Raw genomic sequence first — 20,641 nt, 5'->3', positions numbered from 1 at the left:
ACATGAGGAGCACCGGCGCAGCATTGCCGCGGGACGTCACGGCGCCGCCGAGGAGTCCCTACGAGGGGTCGTGCCGCCGCGGCGAGGGCGAGGGACGGGCGATCCGGGCGGTGCTCGACCGGGTCGGCGACAAATGGTCACTCCTGGTGATCGGCACGCTCTCGGACTCCTCGCTCCGGTTCACCGAGTTGCAGCGGCACATTCCGGGCGTCTCGCAACGGATGCTCACCCTGACCGTGCGAGCACTCGAGCGCGACGGCCTCGTCACCAGGACCGCGTTCGCCGAGGTGCCACCGCGGGTCCAGTACGAGCTGACCCCGATGGGTCGTACGCTCATCGCACCGTCGCTCGCGCTGGCGACCTGGGCGATCGAGAACTACCCGGACATCGAGTCCGCGAAGGCGGCCTTCGACGCCAGGTAGGGCCACGAACGCGTGCGACGCGCACGGGTGCCGAGACGGTGCCGGATCCCGCTGGCAATCGCCCCCACGAGCGCCCCGTTTCACGTGGCTCGTCGGTCCTCCGGCAGCGGCTCGGTGGACCGGTCGCCTCGGAGGCGCTTGAGCAGGATCTCGGCGCTGATCAGACACATCGGCAATCCGATCCCGGGGATCGTGCTCGAGCCCGCGTAGTACAGGCCGTGCACCCGACGGGAGGCGTTGCGTCCGCGCAGGAAGGCGCTCTGGCGCCAGGTGTGCGCCGGACCGAGGGCTCCACCGGACCAGGCGTGCAGATCCGCCACGAAGTCCCCGGGCCCGACGGTGCGGCGGAGGACGATCCGATCCCGTAGGCCGGTGGCGCCGGACCAGGTGGCGACCTGATCGATCGCGGCATCTGCGATCCGCTCCACCGCGGCGTCGCCGCCGCCGCTCAAGCCGCCGCGGCCGATACTCGGGTCGGCCGGCACCGGGACCAGCACGAAGAGGTTCTCCATGCCCGGTGGGGCAACCGACGAATCCGTGGCGGAGGGTCGGCACACGTAGCAGGAGGCCGGGTCCGGCACACGTGGGTGATCGCCGAAGATGTCGTCGAAGTTCGCGGTCCAGTCTCGTGTGAAGAACAGGGAGTGGTGCGCTAGCTCAGGTAGCCCGCCCCGCACGCCGAGGTACACCAGGACGGCGCCGGGGCCTGACTCTCGCCGATCCCACCACCGCTGCGGATACGTCTGCAACGACGGGGGTAGCAATTCGGTCTCCGTGTGGTGCAGGTCCGCCGCGCTGACGACGACGTCCGCCGCGATGGTCCGTTCGGTCCCGTCCGCGGCCCGGTACCGTACGCCGGTTGCTCGGGCCCGTCCGCGGCGCGCCGGAGTGGCGTCGATCGCGGTGACCACCGCATGGGTGTGCAGGCGGGCGCCCTCCTTCTCCGCGAGTCTCGCGATCACCTCGATGAGGCGCGTGAAGCCCCCATGGGGATAGTTGACGCCATCGGCCAGGTCGAGGTGGCTCATCAGGTGGTACATGCTCGGGGCCCGATCGGGCGAGGAGCCGAGGAACACGGCGGCGTAGCCGAGGATCTGCCGGAGCCGATGGTCCGCGAAGGACGTCGCCACGAAGGTCTCGAGGGGCCGGGTGAGCAGGCCCAGCAACCGGCCGGCGCGGGCCAGCACATCCCTGCGTAGGAGGGGGACCACGGACTGGAACGAGGAGTAGAGGAATCGGCGGGTCGCGATGTCGTGGGTGTCGCGCGCCGAGGTCAGGTAGGCCCGGAGGCGGGCACCGGCGCCCGGTTCGATGGCGTCGAAGGTCGCGACGTTGACCGCCACGTCGGCCCGGATGTCCACGGGTTCGTCGATGCCCTCGAAGAAGACGCGGTAGGCGGGGTCAAGCCTCTCGAGGTCGAGTTCGTCGCGTGCCGTGGTGCCGAGCAAGCGGAAGAAGTGGTCGAAGACTTCGGGCATGAGGTACCAGGACGGGCCGGTGTCGAACCGGAAGCCGTCCCGTGCCCAGGAGCCGGCCCGCCCACCGAGACAGTCCTGTTGTTCGAGCAGATCGACGTCGTAGCCGTTGCGGGCGAGCAGGGCCGCGGATGCCAGGCCGGCGATGCCGCCGCCGATGATCACGGCGCGCTGGCCTGCTGCGGTCACGATCGGCCACGTACGGCGAAGGCGTGGACCAGGATCCATCCCTTGCCCACCGCCGGGACCCGCACCCTGGAGCGTCGCAGCTGAATGGCCGGGGTCGCACGCAGTCGCTTGGAGAGGGCCGCGAACAGGTCGTGCGCGGCGCGGACCGCCCGTCTGCTGCTCCGGGGCAGGCGTGCGATCGCGGCTGCCGCGACGTCCAGGTCGGCATCGATCTCGTCCAGGAGGGCGTCACGGTGCGCGTCCGTGAGGCGCTCGACGTCCAGGTCCGGGAAGTAGGTCCGGCCGCGCAGATCGACGTCAGCACCGAGGTCCCGGAGGAAGTTCACCTTCTGGAAGGCCGCGCCGAGTCGCTTCGCGCCCGGTGCGAGACGGCTGTAGCTGGGTGCGCCATCCGCGTCCGGAGCGGCGAGGAAGGCCCGCAGGCACATCAGTCCGACCACCTCCGCGGAGCCGTACACGTACTCGCTGAAGCTCTGCTCGTCATGGCTCGTGACGGACAGATCGGTCCGCATCGAGGCGAAGAACGGGGCGATCAGATCCGCGCCGATGCCGCAGGACCGGGCAGTCATCGCGAAAGCGTGGACGAGCAGGTTGGTGCTGTGACCTGTTCGCACGGCGTCAAGCGTCTGGGCCTCGAGGGCGTCCAGCAGCACCGCGGCTCGTGCAGGGTCTGCCGACGTGGGTCCGTCGACCAGTTCGTCCGCGACCCTTACCAGGGCGTAGATGTTGCGCACCTGGGTGCGCACCGGCTCCGCGAGCAATCGGCACGCCCAGGAGAAGGACGTGGAGTACCCCGAGATCACGACACCCGCGCTGCGTTGGGCGACCCGGTCGTAGAGCGGGTCGGTCGACCCGACGATGGTGCCCTCGGCGGCGCTCATGCCGCGCTCCGGAGCAATCCCGTGGTCAGCGTGGAGACCCAACCCAGGAACTCGCGGGGCAGCCCGACCTCGTCGGCGATGGCAAGGGCAGCCCCCAGATAACTGTGGGCGAGGTCTTCGATGAACTGCCGCGACCCGCACTCCTCGAGCAGGGCACAGGCCCGATCGGCCTGTTCCTGGGTCAGGTCGGCGTTTCCGTGGAACGGCGCGATCAACGGCCACTGTCTGGTCGTGCGAGCGTGCGCGATCAGTGGTGTCTGCTTCGCCTCACGCAGATCGGTCAGACAACTCTTGCCGGTCTGCTCCTCGTCGCCGAAGACACCGAGAACGTCGTCCTGGAGCTGGAAGGCGATGCCCACCAGGCGGCCCAGGTCACCCAATCGGTCCACCACGGGCTCGGGCGACCCGGCGAGAACGGCACCGGCCTGGAGCGGAAGGACGAACGAGTACACCGCCGTCTTGAGCTCGGCCATGGTGAGAACCTCTCCGATCGTGGCGCTGCCGATGCCGACGGAGAGTCCGACGTCGGCCAACTCCCCCGCGGCGCTGGCGTGCACCGCCTGGTCGACGAGGTCGAGGACCCGGGAGACAGTTGCAGACTCGGCGCCGCACTGTGAGATGGTGCGCACCGCACCCACCAGTGCCAGATCACCTGCGAGGATCCCTGCGGTCTGGGCATAGGCGTTGGCGTGGGCCTCGTCGACCCCGGCCGCTCGCGCCCTCCCGGCGGCGGCACCTGACACATTGGGCAGACCACGCCGGGTCTGATCACCGTCGATCACGTCATCGTGGATCACGAACGCGGTATGCAGCAGTTCCACCCCCGCGGCGACCGTGGCGGCCAGGTGTTCGTCCGTTCCACCGTGCGCCCGGTAGACGCCGACGAGCAGGGCCGGGCGGAACCGTTTGCCACCGGACAAAGCACCGGCGAGGTCGGACCATAACTGCTGATAGGGCTCACCGAGGAGGCCGGAGCGGACGGCGCCCTTGTCGAGGAAGTCCCGGAGGACGGCGTCACGTTCGGGGCCACGGTCGGCGGCCCTCATCGGACACACTCCGGCCGCGCCACCGGCATCACGCAGCGTCGGACCTGGGGCAGGGCGGCGTCGTTGCCTCGACGCTCGCGTCGCCGCGAGCATCTCCCGGCCGCCGTCGGCGCCGCGCCACCGGGGTGGCCTGCGTCGAGCCGGGTCTCGTCATCGAGGTCGTCTCGTCGCATCTGCTTGCTCCCTTGGGATGCTGTTAGCCCGTCTAGTAGTAACCTAAGGTAGCATCACGAACATGGAACCGACCATCCCGTCGACCGGGGCCTACCGGCACCAGGACGACGACCTCGTGGTGGCGATGTTGGAGGCGTTGCGGGTGTTTCGATCGTCGGACCAGGAACTGCGTCAGCGGGTCAGCGCCAGCATGCGGATGAACGTCAGGGACCTGCAGGCCCTGCAGTTCGTCATCTCGGCACAGAACCGGGACGAGTTGGCCACCCCTCGCGGCGTGGCCGCACATCTGCACATCTCGACGGCGTCGACCACCAAACTGCTGGACCGCCTCACGAGGTCGGGGCACCTCGAACGGGCACCACACCCCACCGACCGGCGCTCGCTCCTGATCAGCGCCACTCAGCACGCCCACGAGGAGGTGCGCGAGCGCCTGGCGCCGATGCACGCCCGGATGGCAGAGATCGCCCGCGACGTGCCTTCGCACGCTCGACCCGCCGTCGTCCAGTTCCTGCGGCGCATGGCGGCCCAACTGGATCACGCGGGCGAGATTGCGCCGCTACGCCCCGATCCGGATCTGGATCAGGACGTCGCGACAGCACCTCACACCGACCCCGAAGCGGATGCCGACCCGCGGAGGACGACCTGATGAGCAGCACCCGCCTCGTCCTCGTCACGGGCGCCAGCGGCTACATCGGTGGCCGGCTGGTACCAGAACTGCTCACCGCCGGATTTGCCGTGCGCGTCCTGGCTCGGCACCCCGAAAGAGTCGACGCCCGCGATTGGGTCGATGACGTGGAGGTGGTCACCGGCGATGCCACCTCACGCGCCGATCTACGCCGGGCACTGGAAGGCGTGGAGGTTGCCTACTACCTGATCCACGCACTGGGCACCGGGAAAGGGTTCGCCGATCGCGACAGTCACACTGCTCGCGGGTTCGCCGCCACCGCCCGGGAGGCCGGGGTCCACCGGGTGATCTACCTCGGTGGCATCCATCCCCGCGGCGAACGGCTCTCCGCCCATCTGGAGTCCCGTCGGGAGGTCGGTGAGATCCTGCTCGACGGCGGCGTTCCGACCACCGTGCTCCAAGCGGCCGTGATCCTCGGTTCCGGGAGTGCGTCGTTCGAGATGATGCGCTACCTCACGGAGCGGTTACCTGCGATGGTCGCTCCGCGTTGGATCAACAACCGCATTCAACCCATCGCGGTCCGTGATGTGCTGCGCTACCTCGTGGGCGCCGCAGACATGCCGGAGACCGTGAACCGAGCGTTCGACATCGGCGGGCCGGAGGTGCTGTCCTACCGCGCCATGATGCAGCGCTACGCCGCCGTGGCAGGACTGCCTCCCCGCATCATCCGGGCCGTCCCGGTCCTCACTCCACGTCTGGCAAGCCTGTGGGTCGGACTGGTCACTCCCGTGCCCCCGGCGATCGCACGGCCCCTGGTCGGATCCCTGGTGCATGAGGTGGTGGCCAAGGAGGACGACATCAAGACGTACGTTCCCGATCCACCTGAGGGCCTCACCGGTTTCGACCGGGCCATCGAGTTGGCGCTGGCGAAGATCCGCGACATGGACGTCCGCACCAACTGGGCGTCCGCCTCGACGCACGGAGCCCCCTCGGAACCGCTCCCCGAAGATCCCGACTGGTCCGGCGGAAGCCTGCAGGTGGACGACCGGTCGCGCCAGGTGAACAGCCACCCGGAGGCACTCTGGTCGGTGATCGAGGGCATCGGTGGCGCGCACGGCTGGTACTCCTGGCGCCTCGGATGGGTGGCACGAGGCGTCATGGATCGCCTGTTCGGCGGGCCGGGGCTGCGGCGCGGGCGCCGCGACCCGCACCGCCTCACTCCTGGCGACGCACTCGATTGGTGGCGGGTGGAGGCTGTCGTCCCGGGACGCCTGCTGCGGTTGCGGGCCGAGATGCGGCTACCGGGACTCGCCTGGCTGGAACTCTCCGTGGAGGACGCGGCTCAGGGCGCCACGTTTCGACAGCGCGCGATCTTCTATCCCCGCGGGTTGGTCGGCCAAGCGTATTGGTGGGCCATCCTGCCGTTCCACGGCATCGTCTTCGGTGGCATGCAGCGCAACATCGCCCGGGCAGCCGAACGGGCCAGCACCGATGACGTCCCGACCGGGCGGCGACCGAGGTGACCGGTGCCCTGGAAATGCTCGACGGCTCTCTCATCGGCGATGCCTCAGCGCCCTGCCGGAGAACACCTGACCGGAGGATGGTGGTCCAGTGACCGCAGAACAGATCGGCTGGGACCATTGGTCCTACGTCGCCATGCTCGCCTTCTGCCTGGTGGGCACTCTGCCGTTGATCCTCATCTTCCGGCTCCGGGTACTGCGGCAGCCGTCCCGGCTGCTGTTGACGATTCTCGCCGCGGGGACCCCCTTCCTCCTCTGGGACCTCTACGCGACCACCGTCGGGCACTGGTGGTTCGACGACGAGCAGACGCTGCCGTGGCGGCTGGCCGGGCTACCGCTCGAGGAGATCAGCTTCTTCGTCGTCATCCCGCTGGTCTCCGTGCTGACGTTCGAGTCGGTCCGGGTCGTCCGCTCACGCGGTGGCCTTCGGCGCCGGGAGGCCGAGTGACCTACACGGCGATCTGCGCACTCGCGGTTCTGGCCGCAATCGTGCTCGACCGGTGGGTGCTGCGCACCCGCCTCACGACGTCGACGGTGTGGTGGTCGGCCTACGGCATCATCGTGTTCTTCCAGCTCCTGACCAACGGCTGGCTCACCGGTCGCGGGATCGTCCGTTACGACCCGGACACCATCCTCGGCAGCGGGGACATCCGCCTCTTCGGCGACGGTCGCCTCGTCTACGCACCGGTCGAGGACCTGGCCTTCGGGTTCGGGCTGGTGCTCACCTCGTGCGCCGTCTGGGTGTGGCTGGGCGCGCGGAGGAACGAGGCGACAGAGGAGGATGTGACGTGAGCCGCGCGTGGCCACAGGCGATGAAACCCACGGACATCGGCGTCCCCGGCCCGAGCACGTGGGACATGGCCCGTGCCTTCCGTTCGGTCCGCGCGGACCCGCTCACGTTCCTGACCGACGTCACGCAGCGGTACGGAGACCTCGTCGCCTTCCCGGTCCCCGGACCACCGGTGCTGCTGGCCAACGACCCCGCCGACGTGCGGCATGTGCTCCAGACCGCCGCACGCAACTGGAGCAAGGAGACCGTGCAGTATGCGGCTCTCGCCCGGGTGACCGGGCCCGGGCTCCTGGCGTCGTCCGAGCCGAACTGGATCGAGCACCGGCGTCTGGCCGCCCCCGCCTTCCACCATCGGCGACTCGATGCTGTCGCCGAGCAGGTGCGTGCCGCTTCCGACGCCGCCATCACCGAGCGGCTCGGCCGGTCCTTCTCCGCCGGCCTGGTCGACGTCGCGAGCCTCGTGCACCGGGTCGGGCTCGACGCGGTCGGCCGGGCCCTGTTCTCCGCAGACCTCTCGGAGCACGCGCAGCGCCTGCTGGACGCCACCAGCGACGCGGCGACGCTGGTGGTACGCCTGGGCCGCTCGGTGCTCCCGTCCGCGTCGTGGGTACCGAGCTCCACGAACCTGCGGCTGCGCGCGACGCGACGACGGCTGGACGCGATCTCCGCCGAACTCATCGCCGAGCGGCGGCGACAGCGCCGGTCGTCGGTGGACGAACCGCACGGAGGCGACCTGCTCGGGCTGCTGATCGACAGCGAGCTCACCGACGCCGAGATCCGCCACGAGCTGGTGACGATGGTGATCGCGGGCCACGAGACCGTGGCGGCAGCGCTCGCCTGGACACTGATGCTGCTGGCGGAGGACCAGGCGGTCCAGGACAGGCTGCGCGGCGAGCTTTCCGAACACTCCGGACCGGTCTCGCTCCTGGGCCATCGCGAGACGCTGCCGTGGACGCGTGCCGTCGTCGATGAGTCGTTGCGGCTGTTCCCGCCGGCGTGGGCGTTGTCCCGGCGGGCGCACGGGCCCGATGTCATCGGCGGACGGGACGTGCCCGGCGGCACGCTGGTGATCCTGAGCCCGTGGCTCGTGCACCGACGCCGCGAGTCCTGGCCCGAGCCCCTGGCGTTCCGTCCGGAGCGGTTCCTCGCCGCCCGAGGTGCGCCGTCGGGCTACCTCCCGTTCGGTCAGGGACCGCGGCTGTGCATCGGCCGTGAGTTTGCGCTCGGCGAGATGGTGGTCGTGTTGAGCAGGCTACTTTCCCGCTACCGGGTCGAGGTGCCGCCGGGCTGGACCCGTCCCGCCGCGCAGGCGCAGGTCGCGGTGCACCCGGCCGGTGGGATGCCGCTCCTGGTCCGTCCGCTCGCGCGAGTGGCCCGTGGCTGACCTGCTCATCGGGGCGCTCCTTCTCGCCGCTCTCGTGGCGGCGAGCCGGCTGGCGCGTGACCTCAGGACGCTCCCCGACACCGCCGAGCGACGCCTGACCGGCGCCACAGTCTCGGTCGTCGTACCGGCGCGGGACGAGGAGGCCGTGCTGCCCGCCCTTCTGCGGTCCGTGCACCGGGTCGACGGAGGCGTCCGCGAGGTCGTGGTGGTCGACGACGCCTCACGCGATGCGACCGCGTCCGTCGCGCGGGCCGGCGGCGCCACCGTGCTGCCGGCAGGGGACCCGCCGGCCGGGTGGACCGGGAAGGCGTGGGCCTGTCACGTCGGGGCCTTGGCCACGAGTGCCGACCTGCTGCTCTTCCTCGACGCGGACACGGTCCTCGCGCCGCACGCACTGGCTGGGCTACTGGCCCTGCACGACAGGTATCCCGGCCTCGTCTCGATCCAGCCGTTCCACACCGTGGGCGAGCCGTACGAACACCTGTCGGCGTACTTCAACGCGGTCTCGGTCCTCGCGAGCGGCGCCTTCCGCCGGCGCCCGCGTGGCCGGCCGCTGGCGTTCGGGCCCTGCCTGCTGACCTCGCGAGCCCACTACGAACGGGTCGGCGGCCACGCTGCCGTCCGACACGAGATCCTGGATGACGTCGAACTGGCCGCCGCCTATGACCGAGCCGGGCTGCCGGTCCGATGCGCGATCGGGGGGCGGTCGGTGCGGATGCGGAGCTACCCCGGGGGTATTCGACAGCTGGCGGACGGGTGGACCAAGAACTTCGCCTCAGGTGCCACGGCCGCGGCCCCCGGGCCAGTGGTCGCGGCAGTTGCCTGGGTGATCGCCCACCACGCCGTCGCCGTCGGCGCCCTCCTCGCGGCGTGGGCACTCCTGGCCGGGCATGCTGTCCCGCTCGGTGTCGGTCACCCGGCGCTCTGGGCGGTCGCCTGGGTGGCCGTCTCCGGGCAGCTGCGGTGGGTGCTGCGCCGACTGGGCTCGTTCGGATGGTGGACCTGGGCGCTCTTCCCCGTCCCGCTGCTGGCGTTCGACCTCGTGTTCGCCCGGTCCGTCGTGCGCACGACCGTGCGGCGCTCGGTACGGTGGCGTGGGCGCGAGGTGCCGGTGGACCGACCGAACTCGACCGAGCGTCGCGCCTGATGTTGCGGCTCGTCATGCCGCAGGTCGTCACCATCCTGGTGGACGTCCTCGCGTGGGGCGCGTTCCACGCCCTCACCGGCTACGCGGCCCACCGCCTGGGCAATGAGCGGCTGGCGCGCGACGGCTGGCTCCTGCGACAACGACCCTTCGAGGACAACGGGCGCTGGTACCGGCGCCGGCTTCATATCCACCGCTGGAAGGACCGACTGCCCGAGGCGGGGGCCCTCTTCGCCGGCGGGATCAGTAAGCGGGAACTGCCGGCGGGCGACGTCGCCGGCCTCGAACTCTTCGCACGCGAGACCCGGCGGGCCGAGCTGGCGCACTGGTGGGCGATGGCCTGTGGGCCCGTGTTCGTGCTGTGGAACCCGCCGCTCGCCGCTGCCCTGCTGATCACCTACGGCGTCGTGGTCAACCTGCCGTTCATCGTGACCCAGCGTTACAACCGGTTCCGGATCGACGCGCTGCTCGGACGGCTCGCGCGATGACCGAGCCGCCTGGCGACGGCGTGCTGGCGTCCACTCACGCGAGACCGCACCGGTCACGCCCTCGGAAAGGAGATCCGGTCACGGCGGCACGCGAATATGGCGACGGCCCGCCGTCTTGAGGAACCTCCCGTCACAACTACTGGGCCATGTCCACGAACCGCGCGTAGTGGCCCTGGAACGCCACGACGATCGTGTCCGTGGGACCGTTTCGGTGCTTGGCCACGATCATGTCCGCCTCACCCGCGCGCGGGGACTCCTTCTCGTACATGTCCTCGCGGTGGAGCAGGATGATGACGTCCGCGTCCTGCTCGATGCTGCCGCTCTCACGCAGGTCGCTCATCTGCGGCTTCTTGTCGGTCCGCTGCTCGGAGCCCCGGTTGAGCTGCGAAATCGCAATGACCGGGACCTCGAGCTCCTTGGCAAGCAGCTTCAGCGCACGCGAGAACTCGGAGACCTCCTGCTGCCGGGACTCCACGCGCTTGCCCGAACTCATCAGCTGGAGATAGTCGATGACGACGAGCTTGAGGTCGTGGCGCTGCTTGAGCCGTCGACACTTCGCGCGGATCTCCATCAGCGACATGTTCGGGCTGTCGTCGATGAACAGCGGAGCCTCGGACACCCGGCCCATCGCGCGCGCCATCCGGGTCCAGTCCTCGTCGCGCATGTTGCCCTTGCGCATGTTCTGCAGCGGCACCTGCGACTCCGCGGAGAGCATCCGCATCGCGATCTCGTTGCGGCTCATCTCCAGGGAGAAGATGACCGACGTCTGCCCGTTCTTGATGGACGCAGCGCGGGCGACATCGAGTCCCATAGTGCTTTTGCCCACAGCTGGTCGCGCCGCCAGCACGATCATCTGCCCGGGGTGCAGCCCGTTGGTGAGCGCGTCGAGGTCGGCGAACCCGGTCGGCACCCCGACCATCCCCTCGCCGCGGTGGGAGGCGGCGTCGATCTCCTCCATGGTGGAGTTGATGACGTCCTTGAGCGGGACGTAGTCCTCGGCGGTGCGTCGCTCGGTGACGGCGTACACCTCGGCCTGGGCGGTGTTGACCAGCTCGTCGACGTCCCCGCCGTCGGTGGCGTAGCCCAGCTGCACGATCCGGGTGCCGGCGTCCACCAGGCGGCGCAGCACGGCCCGCTCGCGCACGATCCGGGCGTAGTAGCCGGCGTTGGCCGCCGTGGGCACGGAGGACAGCAGGGTGTGCAGGTACGGGGCGCCGCCGATGCGGGTGAGCTCGCCGCGCTTGGTGAGTTCGGCGGAGACGGTGACGGCGTCGGCCGGCTCGCCGCGGCCGTACAGGTCCAGGATCGCGTCGTAGATCAGTTCGTGCGCCGGGCGGTAGAAGTCGGTGCCGCGGAGCACCTCGACCACGTCCGCGATCGCGTCCTTGGACAGGAGCATGCCGCCGATCACGCTCTGCTCGGCGGCCACGTCCTGCGGCGGGGTGCGCTCGAAGCTCTCCCGCGCCGGAGACATCTCGGTGACGCTCACTGCCCTACCCTCCGTGCCTGGTCACGTCCGTCGAACCGAGCCCTGGCCATCGCGTGGACCGCCTCCCCTGACATCGTGAGCGTTCAAAATCCCATTCGTACATGTGTATCGGAGACCACCGACAACGCCCGCTCCGTCGCCCGCGTCGAGGGTCGGCCCGGCACACCCGCGTGACCGTATGCCCCCCACGGTGCACCCCACAAGCCGGCCTCGCGACGGCCTGGGGACGAACACCCCCTAGGCTGTGGACAGCATGTGGACCGCAGCGGAAATCGTTGTGCACAGGGTCCGTCCACGGGTGTGGATAACACGTGAGCACCGGCGGAATCCGAACGAATCCGCCGTACCCAGGGTGTGCACAACAATTACTCGGAGGATCGGTGGACGACACGCCGGGCGTACACGCCGATGACCGGCGGGCCCTCGACCGGCGGATCCTGTCCCTCGCAGTCCCGGCGCTCGGCGCCCTCGTCGCCGAGCCGCTGTTCGTGCTCATCGACTCGGCTGTGGTCGGTCACCTCGGCACCGCCGAACTCGCCGGGCTGACCCTCGCCTCGACGGTGCTGGTCACGATCGTCGCGGTGTTCGTCTTCCTCGCCTACGCCACCACCGGCGCCGTCGCCCGGCGCCTGGGCGCCGGCGACACCAAGGGTGCCCTCGCCGTCGGGCTCGACGGCATCTGGCTGGCGCTCGGCCTCGGCGTGGCGACCCTCGCCGTCGCCGTGGGTGCCGCGGAACCGATCGTGACGGCGCTCGGCGCCTCCGCGGAGGTGGTCCCGCAGGCGACCGCGTACCTGCGGGCCTCGGCGCCCGGGATCCCCGGGATGCTCGTGGTCCTCGCGGCGACCGGCGCGTTGCGCGGGCTCCAGGACACCCGCACGCCGCTCGTGGTCGCGGTCGTCGGCGCGGTCGTCAACACGATCGGATCGATCACGCTCGTGTACGGGTTCGGCATGGGCATCGCGGGGTCGGGCCTCGCCACCGCGCTCACCCAGCTCGGCATGGGCGCCGTGCTCGCCGCGATCGTGCTCCGCGGCGCCCGGGCCCGCGGCGTGGGGCTGCGGCCGCACCCGGCCGGGATCCTGGCCAACGCCCGCGCGGGGACTCCGCTGCTGATCCGGACGCTCACCCTCCGGGCGGCGATCCTGATCACCGTGGCCACGGCCACCAGGCTGGGGGACGCCACCCTCGCCGCGCACCAGATCGTGAACGCGATCTGGGTGCTGACCGCGTTCGCCCTCGACGCCCTCGCGATCGCGGCCCAGGCACTGGTCGGGCACGCTCTCGGCGCCCGGAACGCCGCCGAGGTCCGCTCGGTCATCCGCCGTTGCCTGCAGTGGGGTACGGCCGCGGGCGCGGCCATGGGAGTGCTCATCGCCGGGCTCGGCTGGCTCGTCACCCCGCTGTTCACCTCCGACCCCCAGGTGCAGCGGGCCGCGGCCATCTCCCTGGTGGTGATCGGTCTGCTGCTGCCGCTGGCGGCGTGGCCGTTCGTGCTCGATGGCGTCCTGATGGGCGCCGGGGACGGCCGGTTCCTCGCGTGGGCCGGGGTGCTCACGCTCGTCGTCTACCTCCCGTTGGTGGGCGCGGTCTGGCTGTGGGCTCCCGACGGCGCGGCGGGGCTGGCGTGGTTGTGGGCCGCCTTCGCGGGGGGCTTCGTGGGCGCCCGCGCCCTCACCACGGGCCTGCGGGCGCGCGGCACCGCCTGGATGGTCCTGGGTGCCTGACGAGCACCGTTCCGGCGCCCGGCTCTGAGGTATCAGAACACCCGAACGGGCCTCCTGTACGGGTGAGACCGGTCGCCCATTCGGGCAACTTCGAGAGTCCGTCCGGCCTATGCTCAGAAACGTTAGGACCGGGAGGCGGCCCGTGGCCGAAGGCGTCAGGATCGATGGCCGGGAAACGGTCTCGACGACGCGCGTCCCACAGACCTGGGGCGTGCCGCGTTCGACGCTGCTCCGGTCCCTGGACGGGATCAAGGCGACCCGTCTCGGACTCGTCGTTGCCTGGGCGGGAACGGGAAAGACGACCCTGATGGCGCGCTGGGCCCGGACCCACGGTGGGCCGGTGGCCTGGTGCCGGCTCACCCGATCGGAGGCGGACCCGCTCACCCTGATCCGAGCGATCGCGACCGCGGTGCGGGCTGCCAGACCGATCGGGGGGCCCGAGGGTGCGGTGGCGACCGCACCCGCGAAGCGGACCGGCCGCGCCACCCGCCCGCCCATGACCGAGGCGACCGGCGTCGCGGACGTGCTGGACGCCGTCGACCATCAGGCGGCGCCCCTGCTGCTCGTCCTCGACGACGTCCACCACGTCGTCGGCACCCCCGCTGAGGCCGAGCTGGAGACGCTCATCCTCAGCACCAGCGACCGCCTGCGGATCCTGATCGGCTCCCGCACGATGCCCACCCTGAACCTGACCCGTTCGGAGATCCCGGCACCCGTCCTGCTCACCGGAGCCGATCTGCGGTTCCGGGTCTGGGACACCGAGGCCCTGCTGCGCACGGCCGGCGACGAGCCGTTGCCGCACGACGACGTGGTGACGATCACCCGGGAGACCGAGGGCTGGGCCGCAGCGGTGCGCCTGTTCCAACGCGCCATCGAGGGCCGGCTGCCCGCCGAGCGCCGGCGCGCGGTGCACGCGCTGCCCGTGCACGCCGACTACGCGCGGGCCTACCTGGACGCGACCATGCTGCAGGCCCTGCCCCCGCCGCAGCGGCAGTTCCTGGCCGACGTGGCCGTGTTCGAGGACCTCAGCGCCGCCCGCGTCGACGCGCTCCGCGGCACCGACACCGGGCACGAGGACCTGCAGGCGGCGGCCCGGTCCCTGCCGTTGCTGATCGACGCCGGCAACGGTCGTCTGCGCATGCACCGGGTGCTGCGCCGTCATCTCCTCGCCGCGGCCCGCGCCGAGCTCGGCCCGGAGCGAGCCGCCGCCGACCTCTCGCGCGCCGCCGCCGTGCTGCGCACCGAGGGGGCCACCCACGAGGCGATGCGGGCACTCTGCCTGGCGGAGGACTGGCGGTCCCTGACCGAAGTCCTGGAGGACGTCGGGACCGGCTCGGTCGACGGCCGCGGACGGCTCTGGACCGACCCGCTGCCCGTCGACCGGATCGGCCCACCTCCCTGGCGCACCATCGCCCGCGCCCGTGCCGCGCACCTCGACGGGCGGTTCGACCACGTCCGTAACCTCCTGGACGACCTCGGCGACTCCAGCAGCGCGGCCGAGCGGGCCGCGACCCGGGCGATCGCCGTCAGCGCGGGCGCATGGGTGACCACACCCGCGTCGGACCGCGCCGAGAGCTGGGAGTTGTGCATCCGCGAGGCGACCCGGAGGGACCCGCTGCTGGCGGCTCGGCGCGCAGCCCGTCAGCGAGGCCCGGGCGGCGCCCTCGCGGAGGGCATCGGTCTGTTGATCGCCGGTGATCAGCGCACCGCGACCGACGTGCTGCACCAGTGCGCCTCCGACCCCGAGGCCCCGGACGAGATGGCGCTCGCGGCCCGGCTCGCGGAGGTCGCGATGGCCTCCACGCGTCCGACGCTGCCGACGCTCGCCGCCATCGACCGTGTGTATGTGGCCGCCGAGCAGGCGGGGGCCACCTGGCTGGCCCGGCTCGCCCACGGAGCGATCATCTGCTTCGACGGGGACGAGCGGTCCCATCGGCGCGCGCACACCCTGATCCGACACTGCGACCGGATCGGGGACGCCTGGGGCGCGGCCATCATCTCCTGGTCGCTGTCACTCTTCTGCCTGCGCGCGGGTGGGGTGCATCCGCAGGAGTGGGAGGACCTCGGACTGCGGTTCCGGACGCTCGGCGCCACGGCGCTCGAGGCATGGTCGCGATCGCTGTACGCGCTCACGGCCACCTCCGCCCGGCTGCCGGATGCGGCGGCCGACGCCGTGGCCGCCGAGTCCTTCGCCCGGACCCTCGCTGTGCCCGGCGCGCTGGCGACCGCCTACGCGACGCTGGCCCGTGACGGCGCCGCCGACGGTGCCCACGCGGGCGAGATGATGCACCTGGCGACCTCGACAGCGGACGCCGAGGGACTGCTGGCCCGACCCTGGGAGTGGCTGGCGCCCGAGCCGGTCGACCCGTTCCCCGGCCGCCCGGCCGACCGGGCCGCCACGCCCGCATCGGAACCAGCCACGGTCGCCCCCGACCGGTCCGCGGCGCAGACGGCGGAACTCGACGTGCGCTGCTTCGGCGCGTTCTCGATCACCGTGCGCGGACGTAGCGTCGACCTGGGTCAGATGCGGCCGCGGGCCCGGGCGGTGCTGCGCATCCTCTCCCTCAGCGCCGGCCGCCCGGTGCACCGCGAGCGCCTGGCCGAGGCACTCTGGCGGGACCTCGACCCCGCCGCCGCCATGCACAACCTGCAGGTGAGTGTGTCCACCATCCGCCGGTGCCTGGAGCCCGGCCGGCCCGCGCGCAGCAGCACCCTGCTGGTGCGGGACGGTGAGGCCTACGCGCTGCACCTGCGCAGCAATTCACGATGCGACGTCGTGGAGTTCGAGGAGGCGATCCGGACCGCGAACCGGACCCGCGCCACGGACCCGGTCGCCCACGCCGCGGCCCTGCGGCGCGCCCTCGACCTGTACGGGGGGGACCTGCTGCCCGAGGACGGCCCGGCCGAGTGGGTGATCGGACCCCGGGATCGCTACCGCGGGCAGGCCGCCGAGGCCGCCGCGGCTCTCGGTACCGTGGAGCTGGCGGCAGGCAACCCCGAGGCGGCCGCCCACGCAGCCAACCGGAGCATCGAGTTCGACAGCTTCCGCGACGCGTCCTGGCAGTTGCTGATCGACGCGCTCACCCGAGCCGGCGCGACGGCGGAGGCGCGTCGGGCGCAGCGCCACTACGCGGAGATGCTCGCCACCCTCGGCGTCCCCACCGAACCTACTCGCGCCCCCTGAACTCCAGCTCGGCGATGGCCACGTAGGTCTCGGGTCTCGGGTCCCAGGTGTCCACGACCGTCATCCGGACCGCCACCACCCCCTCGGCCACGAGCTCGACGCTCTGAGCGCCCGCGACGTCCTCGAGGACCACGTCCTCGCTCACCTGGGCGCCGGTGTCCGTGGTGATGGTCACGGTCACGGTCTGCGGCCGGTCCTGCGCGAGGAAGTCCTCCTGCACCGAGGACGCGCCCGACGTCACCAGGATCCGGACCATCCGGAACGGCTGCGCGAACGTCACCTCGACCCACTGGCCGGCGCTCGGGCCGGGTGCCGCGGGCATCCAGGCGCGGTCGTTGGTGCCGTCCCCCAGGTTCGTCGCCGGCGTCTCCGTGCCCTCGCTCGACGCCGTGAAGGCGGTCGGGTTCACCGTCGCATTGCCCTGGGCCCGGTCCAGCACGCTCTGATAGGCCCGCTCGAGCTCGGGTCGGAAGTACAGTCCGGCCGCGGTGAGCAGTCCGAGGATGACGACGACACTGACCAGCCTCGTGGGGAACCTGCGCCGACGGGTCTTGGGCCGGGTGCCGGCCGCGGGACCGGGCTTGGCGTCGGGACGCAGAAGGCGCCGCCACCAGGACCGGGTCGGTTGCACCTTCGCCTCGGCGAGGCTGGTCCCGCAGCGGCGGCAGAACTTGCGGGTGGGCACGTTCCCGGTGCCGCAGTTGCCGCAGATGAGGTCGCCGGGGGCGGGCGGCGGTTCGTCCTCGGGGACCGGCCGGGGCTTCGGTCGTGGCTTGGCCGCCCCCGGCCGCACCGCCTGCGGGGTGCCCGGCGACTGGGCGCCCGGCTGGTCGGCGACGGGCACGGGAGCACCCGGGCGCTGCCCTCCGGTGGCGCCGGACGCGGGTCGCTCGGAGTCCCTGGTGCTCCGGCGCTTGCGCGGCACGGGCGGCGCCACCAGCGCCGGTGCGATCATCGCGGCCGGTTTGGACTGCTCGACGGTCTCCCGGTCGGGTGTGCCGTTCTGGTGCGGTTGGCCGGGGGGTCGGGCGGGTTCGGTGCCCGACGGCGCAGCCTCGGTCGCGGAGTCCGCCGGCGGCTGCGGGGCCGGTTCCGGCACCGGGTCCGGCTGCGCGCCCGGTTCCGACGCCGAGACGGGTTCACGGGCCGGTCCCGTGGTCCGCGGCGCTTCCGGGCCGGGCGTTGGTTCGGGGGCCGGGCCGGGCGTTGGTTCGGGCGCCGGGCCGGGCGCCGGTTCCGGGGCCGGGCCGGGCGCCGGTGGGGCCGGTCGCGTGGTCGCTCGGGTCACCTCCGCGGACCGTCCCGGCGCCGGCTCGGGGACCCGTTCGGGCTCGGGGAGCCGGTCCGGCACCGCGTCCGGAGGCAGGGCACGTGCAGGCTCCGCGGGCCGGGGCCCGTCCGGTTCCGGCGCCCCGGGGTGCGCGAGATCCGGCTCCGGGCTCAGGGCCCGGTCCGGCACAAGTTCGGGTTCCAGCTCGGGCTCCGGTTGGGGTGCCGGTTCCGCTGCCTCCTCGGACTCGGCCTCCTCCCACTCCAGATAGGTGCCGCAGCCCCCACAGAACTGCTCCCCGACCTCGTTGCGGGTGCCACATTCGGGACAGATCACCATCAGGCCACCTCCACGATCTCGACGACGTGCGGCACGTGCGCGGGCTTGACGTCCCTGACCACCCGGTCCACCCGGGCCAGGTCGACCGTGTCCGGGTCGGGCACGTGCACGGTCACGGTCAGCTCCGCCGGCGCCTTGCCGGGCAGGTCCGCACCCGGGGTCCGCGACCAGATGGTGCCGCCGGAGTCGGCCACCGTGACCTCCGCTCCCGTGACCAGCCGAACGGCCAGTTCCAGGCCGGCCGCCGTGCCGCGCAGGCGGTGGATCTGGGCGGCCTGCGCCACGATCTCCCGCTTGCGCTCGAGGGACCAGGCGTCGTCGACCTCGACGCCGACCCAGTCCGCGAGCCACTCCAGGAAGTCCTCCGGCGCCAGGTGCGGGTCGAGGTAGGTCCAGAGGGAGTCCAGCGTGGTGTAGGTCGGCGCCAGCACCTCGTCCAGGGCCCGCGTGATGGCCTGCATCGCCTCGTCGTCGGCGTACACCCCTGGCATTCGGGAGGCGATCGGGACGACCGGGACGATCCCGGGGAGCATGCCGCGCATCTCAGCCTCCCGCCGTGATCCGGACCTGATGCCGGTAGGAGAACGCCAGGGCATGCTGGTCCAGTTCGATGCGTTGAACCGGCTCGCCCCGCCGCGAGGTGATCGGGTCGGCCGCGAACAGCTTCACGTCCTCGACCAGTTCCGTGCCGGGCAGACGCTGCAGCACGGCGTACACCTCGCCGGCCTGCACCGGTCTCCCGAACGGCCACCCCCCGCCGTCGAGCCCTCCGGTGAGCGGGTCGAAGTACCGGTTCAGCGCCCGGATCGCGTTGCGCTCGAGCACGTGTGCGGTCGTGCGGGGCCGCGGGCTCAACCGGGCCACGACGGTCACGCCCTGGTAGAACGGCGGCTCCACGAGCACGCGCACCCCCACCGGGCGCCGGTCGTCGAGGTAGGCCGCCACCGCGGCGAGATCATCGGAGGAGGGCACCAGATCCTCGAACCGGAGCTGGCCCTCGTCGTCCGGGACGGCGGACGGCACCACGAGCACCCGCACCGCCCCCGCGTCGGCATCGCCGACGGCCGGGACCGCCCGCACTCTCGCGATCCCGGGCGCCGCGGCCCGGGCGAGTTGCTCGTAGTCCTCCGCGGTCACGGCGCGGTCCCTGGTCCGCAGGGCCAGCGGCCCGCGCAGGCGGGCCTCGGCGATCGACTCGGGCGCCACCCCGCCGAGCGCCGGACGCCGGTTCTCGACCCGGTCCACGAACGGCACCGTGGCCCGCATGACGCGGATCGTCCGGGCCCCGACGTTGCCGGAGGGCCCGCCCCCGGTGCGGTAGCTCAGGACCCGCAGCGGTGCCCCCTTCGGCGGCACCGCGCCGTAGGAGCGAAGCGACCCGTCCACCTGACGCACCGCGGGACCCAGGTGCAGCGCCCCCTGGGCGCGGTCGACCCAGAAGACGTGGTCGTCCGGTCCGGCACCGGCGAACGAGTCGACCTCCGTCCAGCGCTGCCAGCCACCGCCGTCGGCCACCTCGAGCTCGATCGGCGGACCGCCCGCCACGACCGGACGGCGCTCGAGCGGGAACACCTGTGCCGGCGTGCCCTCGGAGAGTCCGAGGACCTCGTTATTGATCGTCTCGGCATGGACCGCGGGCACCGTGCCACCGACCGTGGTCGCGCTCGCGGCCCGCATCGTGGGGGAGGCGCTGTAGAACGGGAAGCCCTCGTCCGCGGGGATCACCCGGCACCGCAGCCAGCCGGCCCGGACCCGCCCGATGACCGAGGCCGTGTGGGTCTCCGGGACGTGCAGGACCACGTCCCCGGCCCGGTTCAGTCCGCCGGTGCCGTCGCTGTCCAGGTCGCAGGCGACCCACCGTCGGCCGTCCCAGGCCTCCCAGACCAGCGGGGGGTTCCGCGGGTCGACGCCGACGCCCTGCACCTCGGACTCGAATCGGAGCGCCACCGCACACGAGGGGGCCGGCTCGTCGAGACCGACCAGGAGCACGTCGTCCTCGACCGGTTTCGCGGAGAAGACCTCGAACCCGTCGCCGCCGAGCAGGTCCTCGTCGCGCAGCAGCGCCTCCCCCTCGGCCCCCTGGGTCATGACGTGCGCGAGCCGCCGCGGCGGTATCTCCAGCGCGCGGACGGTCGCGAACAGCGTGGCCGGGTCGTCCTCGGTGCGCAACGTGGAGATCTCGAAGCCCTCCGGCACCGCGACCGTCTCGGGCTGCGCCGCGGAGAGCCAGAAGGTGGCGTCCACGCTGGCGGCGGTCGGCGGGAGCAGGCTCATGCCGAGCAGGTCGAGGAAGGTCAGGTAGAGCCGGTCCGGCACCCGGTTGAGCCGGTAGAAGAGTTCGTCGGTCATGAACGCGACGGTCTCGATGAGGGTCACCCCAGGGTCGGAGACGTTGTGATCCGTCCATTCCGGGCTGTGCCGCTGCACCATCCGTTTGGCGTCGTCGACGAGGTCCTGGAAGCGGCGGTCGTCGAGGTTCGGGGTGGGCAGCATG

General features: G+C 72.0%; 17 protein-coding genes. 10 read left to right on the top strand and 7 right to left on the bottom strand.

Features of this window, described 5'->3' with window-relative positions; genetic code table 11:
• Positions 1 to 2 precede the first annotated feature (2 nt).
• The gene (locus tag EXU48_RS00915) at positions 3 to 422 is read left to right on the top strand and encodes a winged helix-turn-helix transcriptional regulator (RefSeq protein ID WP_133105698.1); all 420 of its coding nucleotides are present in this window, start codon (positions 3 to 5) and stop codon (positions 420 to 422) included.
• 80 nt (positions 423 to 502) lie between these two features.
• On the opposite strand, the gene crtI is transcribed toward EXU48_RS00915, so the two are convergent.
• Genes crtI through EXU48_RS00900 form a run of 3 tightly spaced genes read right to left on the bottom strand, consistent with a single transcriptional unit; the run spans position 503 to position 4,013 of the window.
• Positions 503 to 2,125: a phytoene desaturase family protein gene (crtI, locus tag EXU48_RS00910; RefSeq protein WP_133105697.1), complete on the bottom strand. Its 1,623-nt coding sequence runs from the start codon at positions 2,123 to 2,125 to the stop codon at positions 503 to 505.
• Positions 2,083 to 2,967: a phytoene/squalene synthase family protein gene (locus EXU48_RS00905; protein ID WP_133105696.1), complete on the bottom strand. Its 885-nt coding sequence runs from the start codon at positions 2,965 to 2,967 to the stop codon at positions 2,083 to 2,085. Before EXU48_RS00905 ends, crtI begins: the two co-directional genes overlap by 43 nt.
• Positions 2,964 to 4,013: a polyprenyl synthetase family protein gene (locus EXU48_RS00900; RefSeq protein WP_165962640.1), complete on the bottom strand. Its 1,050-nt coding sequence runs from the start codon at positions 4,011 to 4,013 to the stop codon at positions 2,964 to 2,966. Before EXU48_RS00900 ends, EXU48_RS00905 begins: the two co-directional genes overlap by 4 nt.
• Positions 4,014 to 4,248: 235 nt before the next feature.
• On the opposite strand from EXU48_RS00900, the gene EXU48_RS00895 reads away from it, so the two are divergent.
• From EXU48_RS00895 to EXU48_RS00865, 7 genes are all read left to right on the top strand, one after another.
• Entirely contained in the window at positions 4,249 to 4,833 is a 585-nt protein-coding gene (locus EXU48_RS00895) for a MarR family winged helix-turn-helix transcriptional regulator (protein ID WP_133105694.1), read from the top strand.
• Positions 4,833 to 6,335 (top strand): SDR family oxidoreductase, encoded by a 1,503-nt coding sequence (locus tag EXU48_RS00890; protein ID WP_133105693.1) that lies wholly within the window; start codon positions 4,833 to 4,835, stop codon positions 6,333 to 6,335. The genes EXU48_RS00895 and EXU48_RS00890 overlap by 1 nt, the downstream gene beginning before the upstream one ends.
• 88 nt (positions 6,336 to 6,423) lie before the next feature.
• A complete protein-coding gene (locus EXU48_RS00885; protein ID WP_207947566.1) occupies positions 6,424 to 6,780 on the top strand; it encodes a lycopene cyclase domain-containing protein in 357 nt (118 codons plus the stop codon).
• Positions 6,777 to 7,124, top strand: coding sequence for a lycopene cyclase domain-containing protein (locus EXU48_RS00880; RefSeq protein WP_133105692.1), 348 nt, complete (start codon positions 6,777 to 6,779; stop codon positions 7,122 to 7,124). The genes EXU48_RS00885 and EXU48_RS00880 overlap by 4 nt, the downstream gene beginning before the upstream one ends.
• Positions 7,121 to 8,506, top strand: coding sequence for a cytochrome P450 (locus EXU48_RS00875; RefSeq protein ID WP_133105691.1), 1,386 nt, complete (start codon positions 7,121 to 7,123; stop codon positions 8,504 to 8,506). Before EXU48_RS00880 ends, EXU48_RS00875 begins: the two co-directional genes overlap by 4 nt.
• A complete protein-coding gene (locus EXU48_RS00870; protein ID WP_165962639.1) occupies positions 8,499 to 9,653 on the top strand; it encodes a glycosyltransferase family 2 protein in 1,155 nt (384 codons plus the stop codon). The genes EXU48_RS00875 and EXU48_RS00870 overlap by 8 nt, the downstream gene beginning before the upstream one ends.
• Positions 9,653 to 10,138: a glycosyl-4,4'-diaponeurosporenoate acyltransferase CrtO family protein gene (locus EXU48_RS00865; RefSeq protein WP_133105689.1), complete on the top strand. Its 486-nt coding sequence runs from the start codon at positions 9,653 to 9,655 to the stop codon at positions 10,136 to 10,138. The genes EXU48_RS00870 and EXU48_RS00865 overlap by 1 nt, the downstream gene beginning before the upstream one ends.
• A gap of 136 nt (positions 10,139 to 10,274) precedes the next feature.
• Here EXU48_RS00865 and dnaB read toward each other — a convergent pair whose 3' ends face one another.
• A complete protein-coding gene (dnaB, locus tag EXU48_RS00860; RefSeq protein ID WP_133106057.1) occupies positions 10,275 to 11,612 on the bottom strand; it encodes a replicative DNA helicase in 1,338 nt (445 codons plus the stop codon).
• A 395-nt stretch (positions 11,613 to 12,007) separates the two neighbouring features.
• On the opposite strand from dnaB, the gene EXU48_RS00855 reads away from it, so the two are divergent.
• A complete protein-coding gene (locus tag EXU48_RS00855) occupies positions 12,008 to 13,354 on the top strand; it encodes an MATE family efflux transporter (protein ID WP_133105688.1) in 1,347 nt (448 codons plus the stop codon).
• Positions 13,355 to 13,565: 211 nt separating this feature from the next.
• Positions 13,566 to 16,538 (top strand): BTAD domain-containing putative transcriptional regulator, encoded by a 2,973-nt coding sequence (locus tag EXU48_RS00850; RefSeq protein WP_165962638.1) that lies wholly within the window; start codon positions 13,566 to 13,568, stop codon positions 16,536 to 16,538.
• Here the strand turns inward: EXU48_RS00850 and EXU48_RS00845 are convergent.
• The 3 genes from EXU48_RS00845 to EXU48_RS00835 are packed head-to-tail and all read right to left on the bottom strand — an operon-like array spanning position 16,522 to position 20,640.
• Complete coding sequence (locus tag EXU48_RS00845; RefSeq protein ID WP_133105686.1) at positions 16,522 to 18,147, bottom strand: zinc ribbon domain-containing protein; 1,626 nt, start codon at positions 18,145 to 18,147, stop codon at positions 16,522 to 16,524. The two genes, EXU48_RS00850 and EXU48_RS00845, sit on opposite strands and share 17 nt — an antisense overlap.
• Complete coding sequence (locus EXU48_RS00840; protein WP_133105685.1) at positions 18,147 to 18,689, bottom strand: phage tail protein I; 543 nt, start codon at positions 18,687 to 18,689, stop codon at positions 18,147 to 18,149. The genes EXU48_RS00845 and EXU48_RS00840 overlap by 1 nt, the downstream gene beginning before the upstream one ends.
• A 1-nt stretch (position 18,690) precedes the next feature.
• Positions 18,691 to 20,640: a putative baseplate assembly protein gene (locus EXU48_RS00835; RefSeq protein WP_133105684.1), complete on the bottom strand. Its 1,950-nt coding sequence runs from the start codon at positions 20,638 to 20,640 to the stop codon at positions 18,691 to 18,693.
• Position 20,641: the final 1 nt, after the last annotated feature.

Source organism: Occultella glacieicola (assembly GCF_004353825.1).
Taxonomy (GTDB): domain Bacteria; phylum Actinomycetota; class Actinomycetes; order Actinomycetales; family Beutenbergiaceae; genus Occultella; species Occultella glacieicola.
Note: the sequence above shows the minus strand (reverse complement) of the source record. Positions and strands in the feature narration are given on the sequence as shown.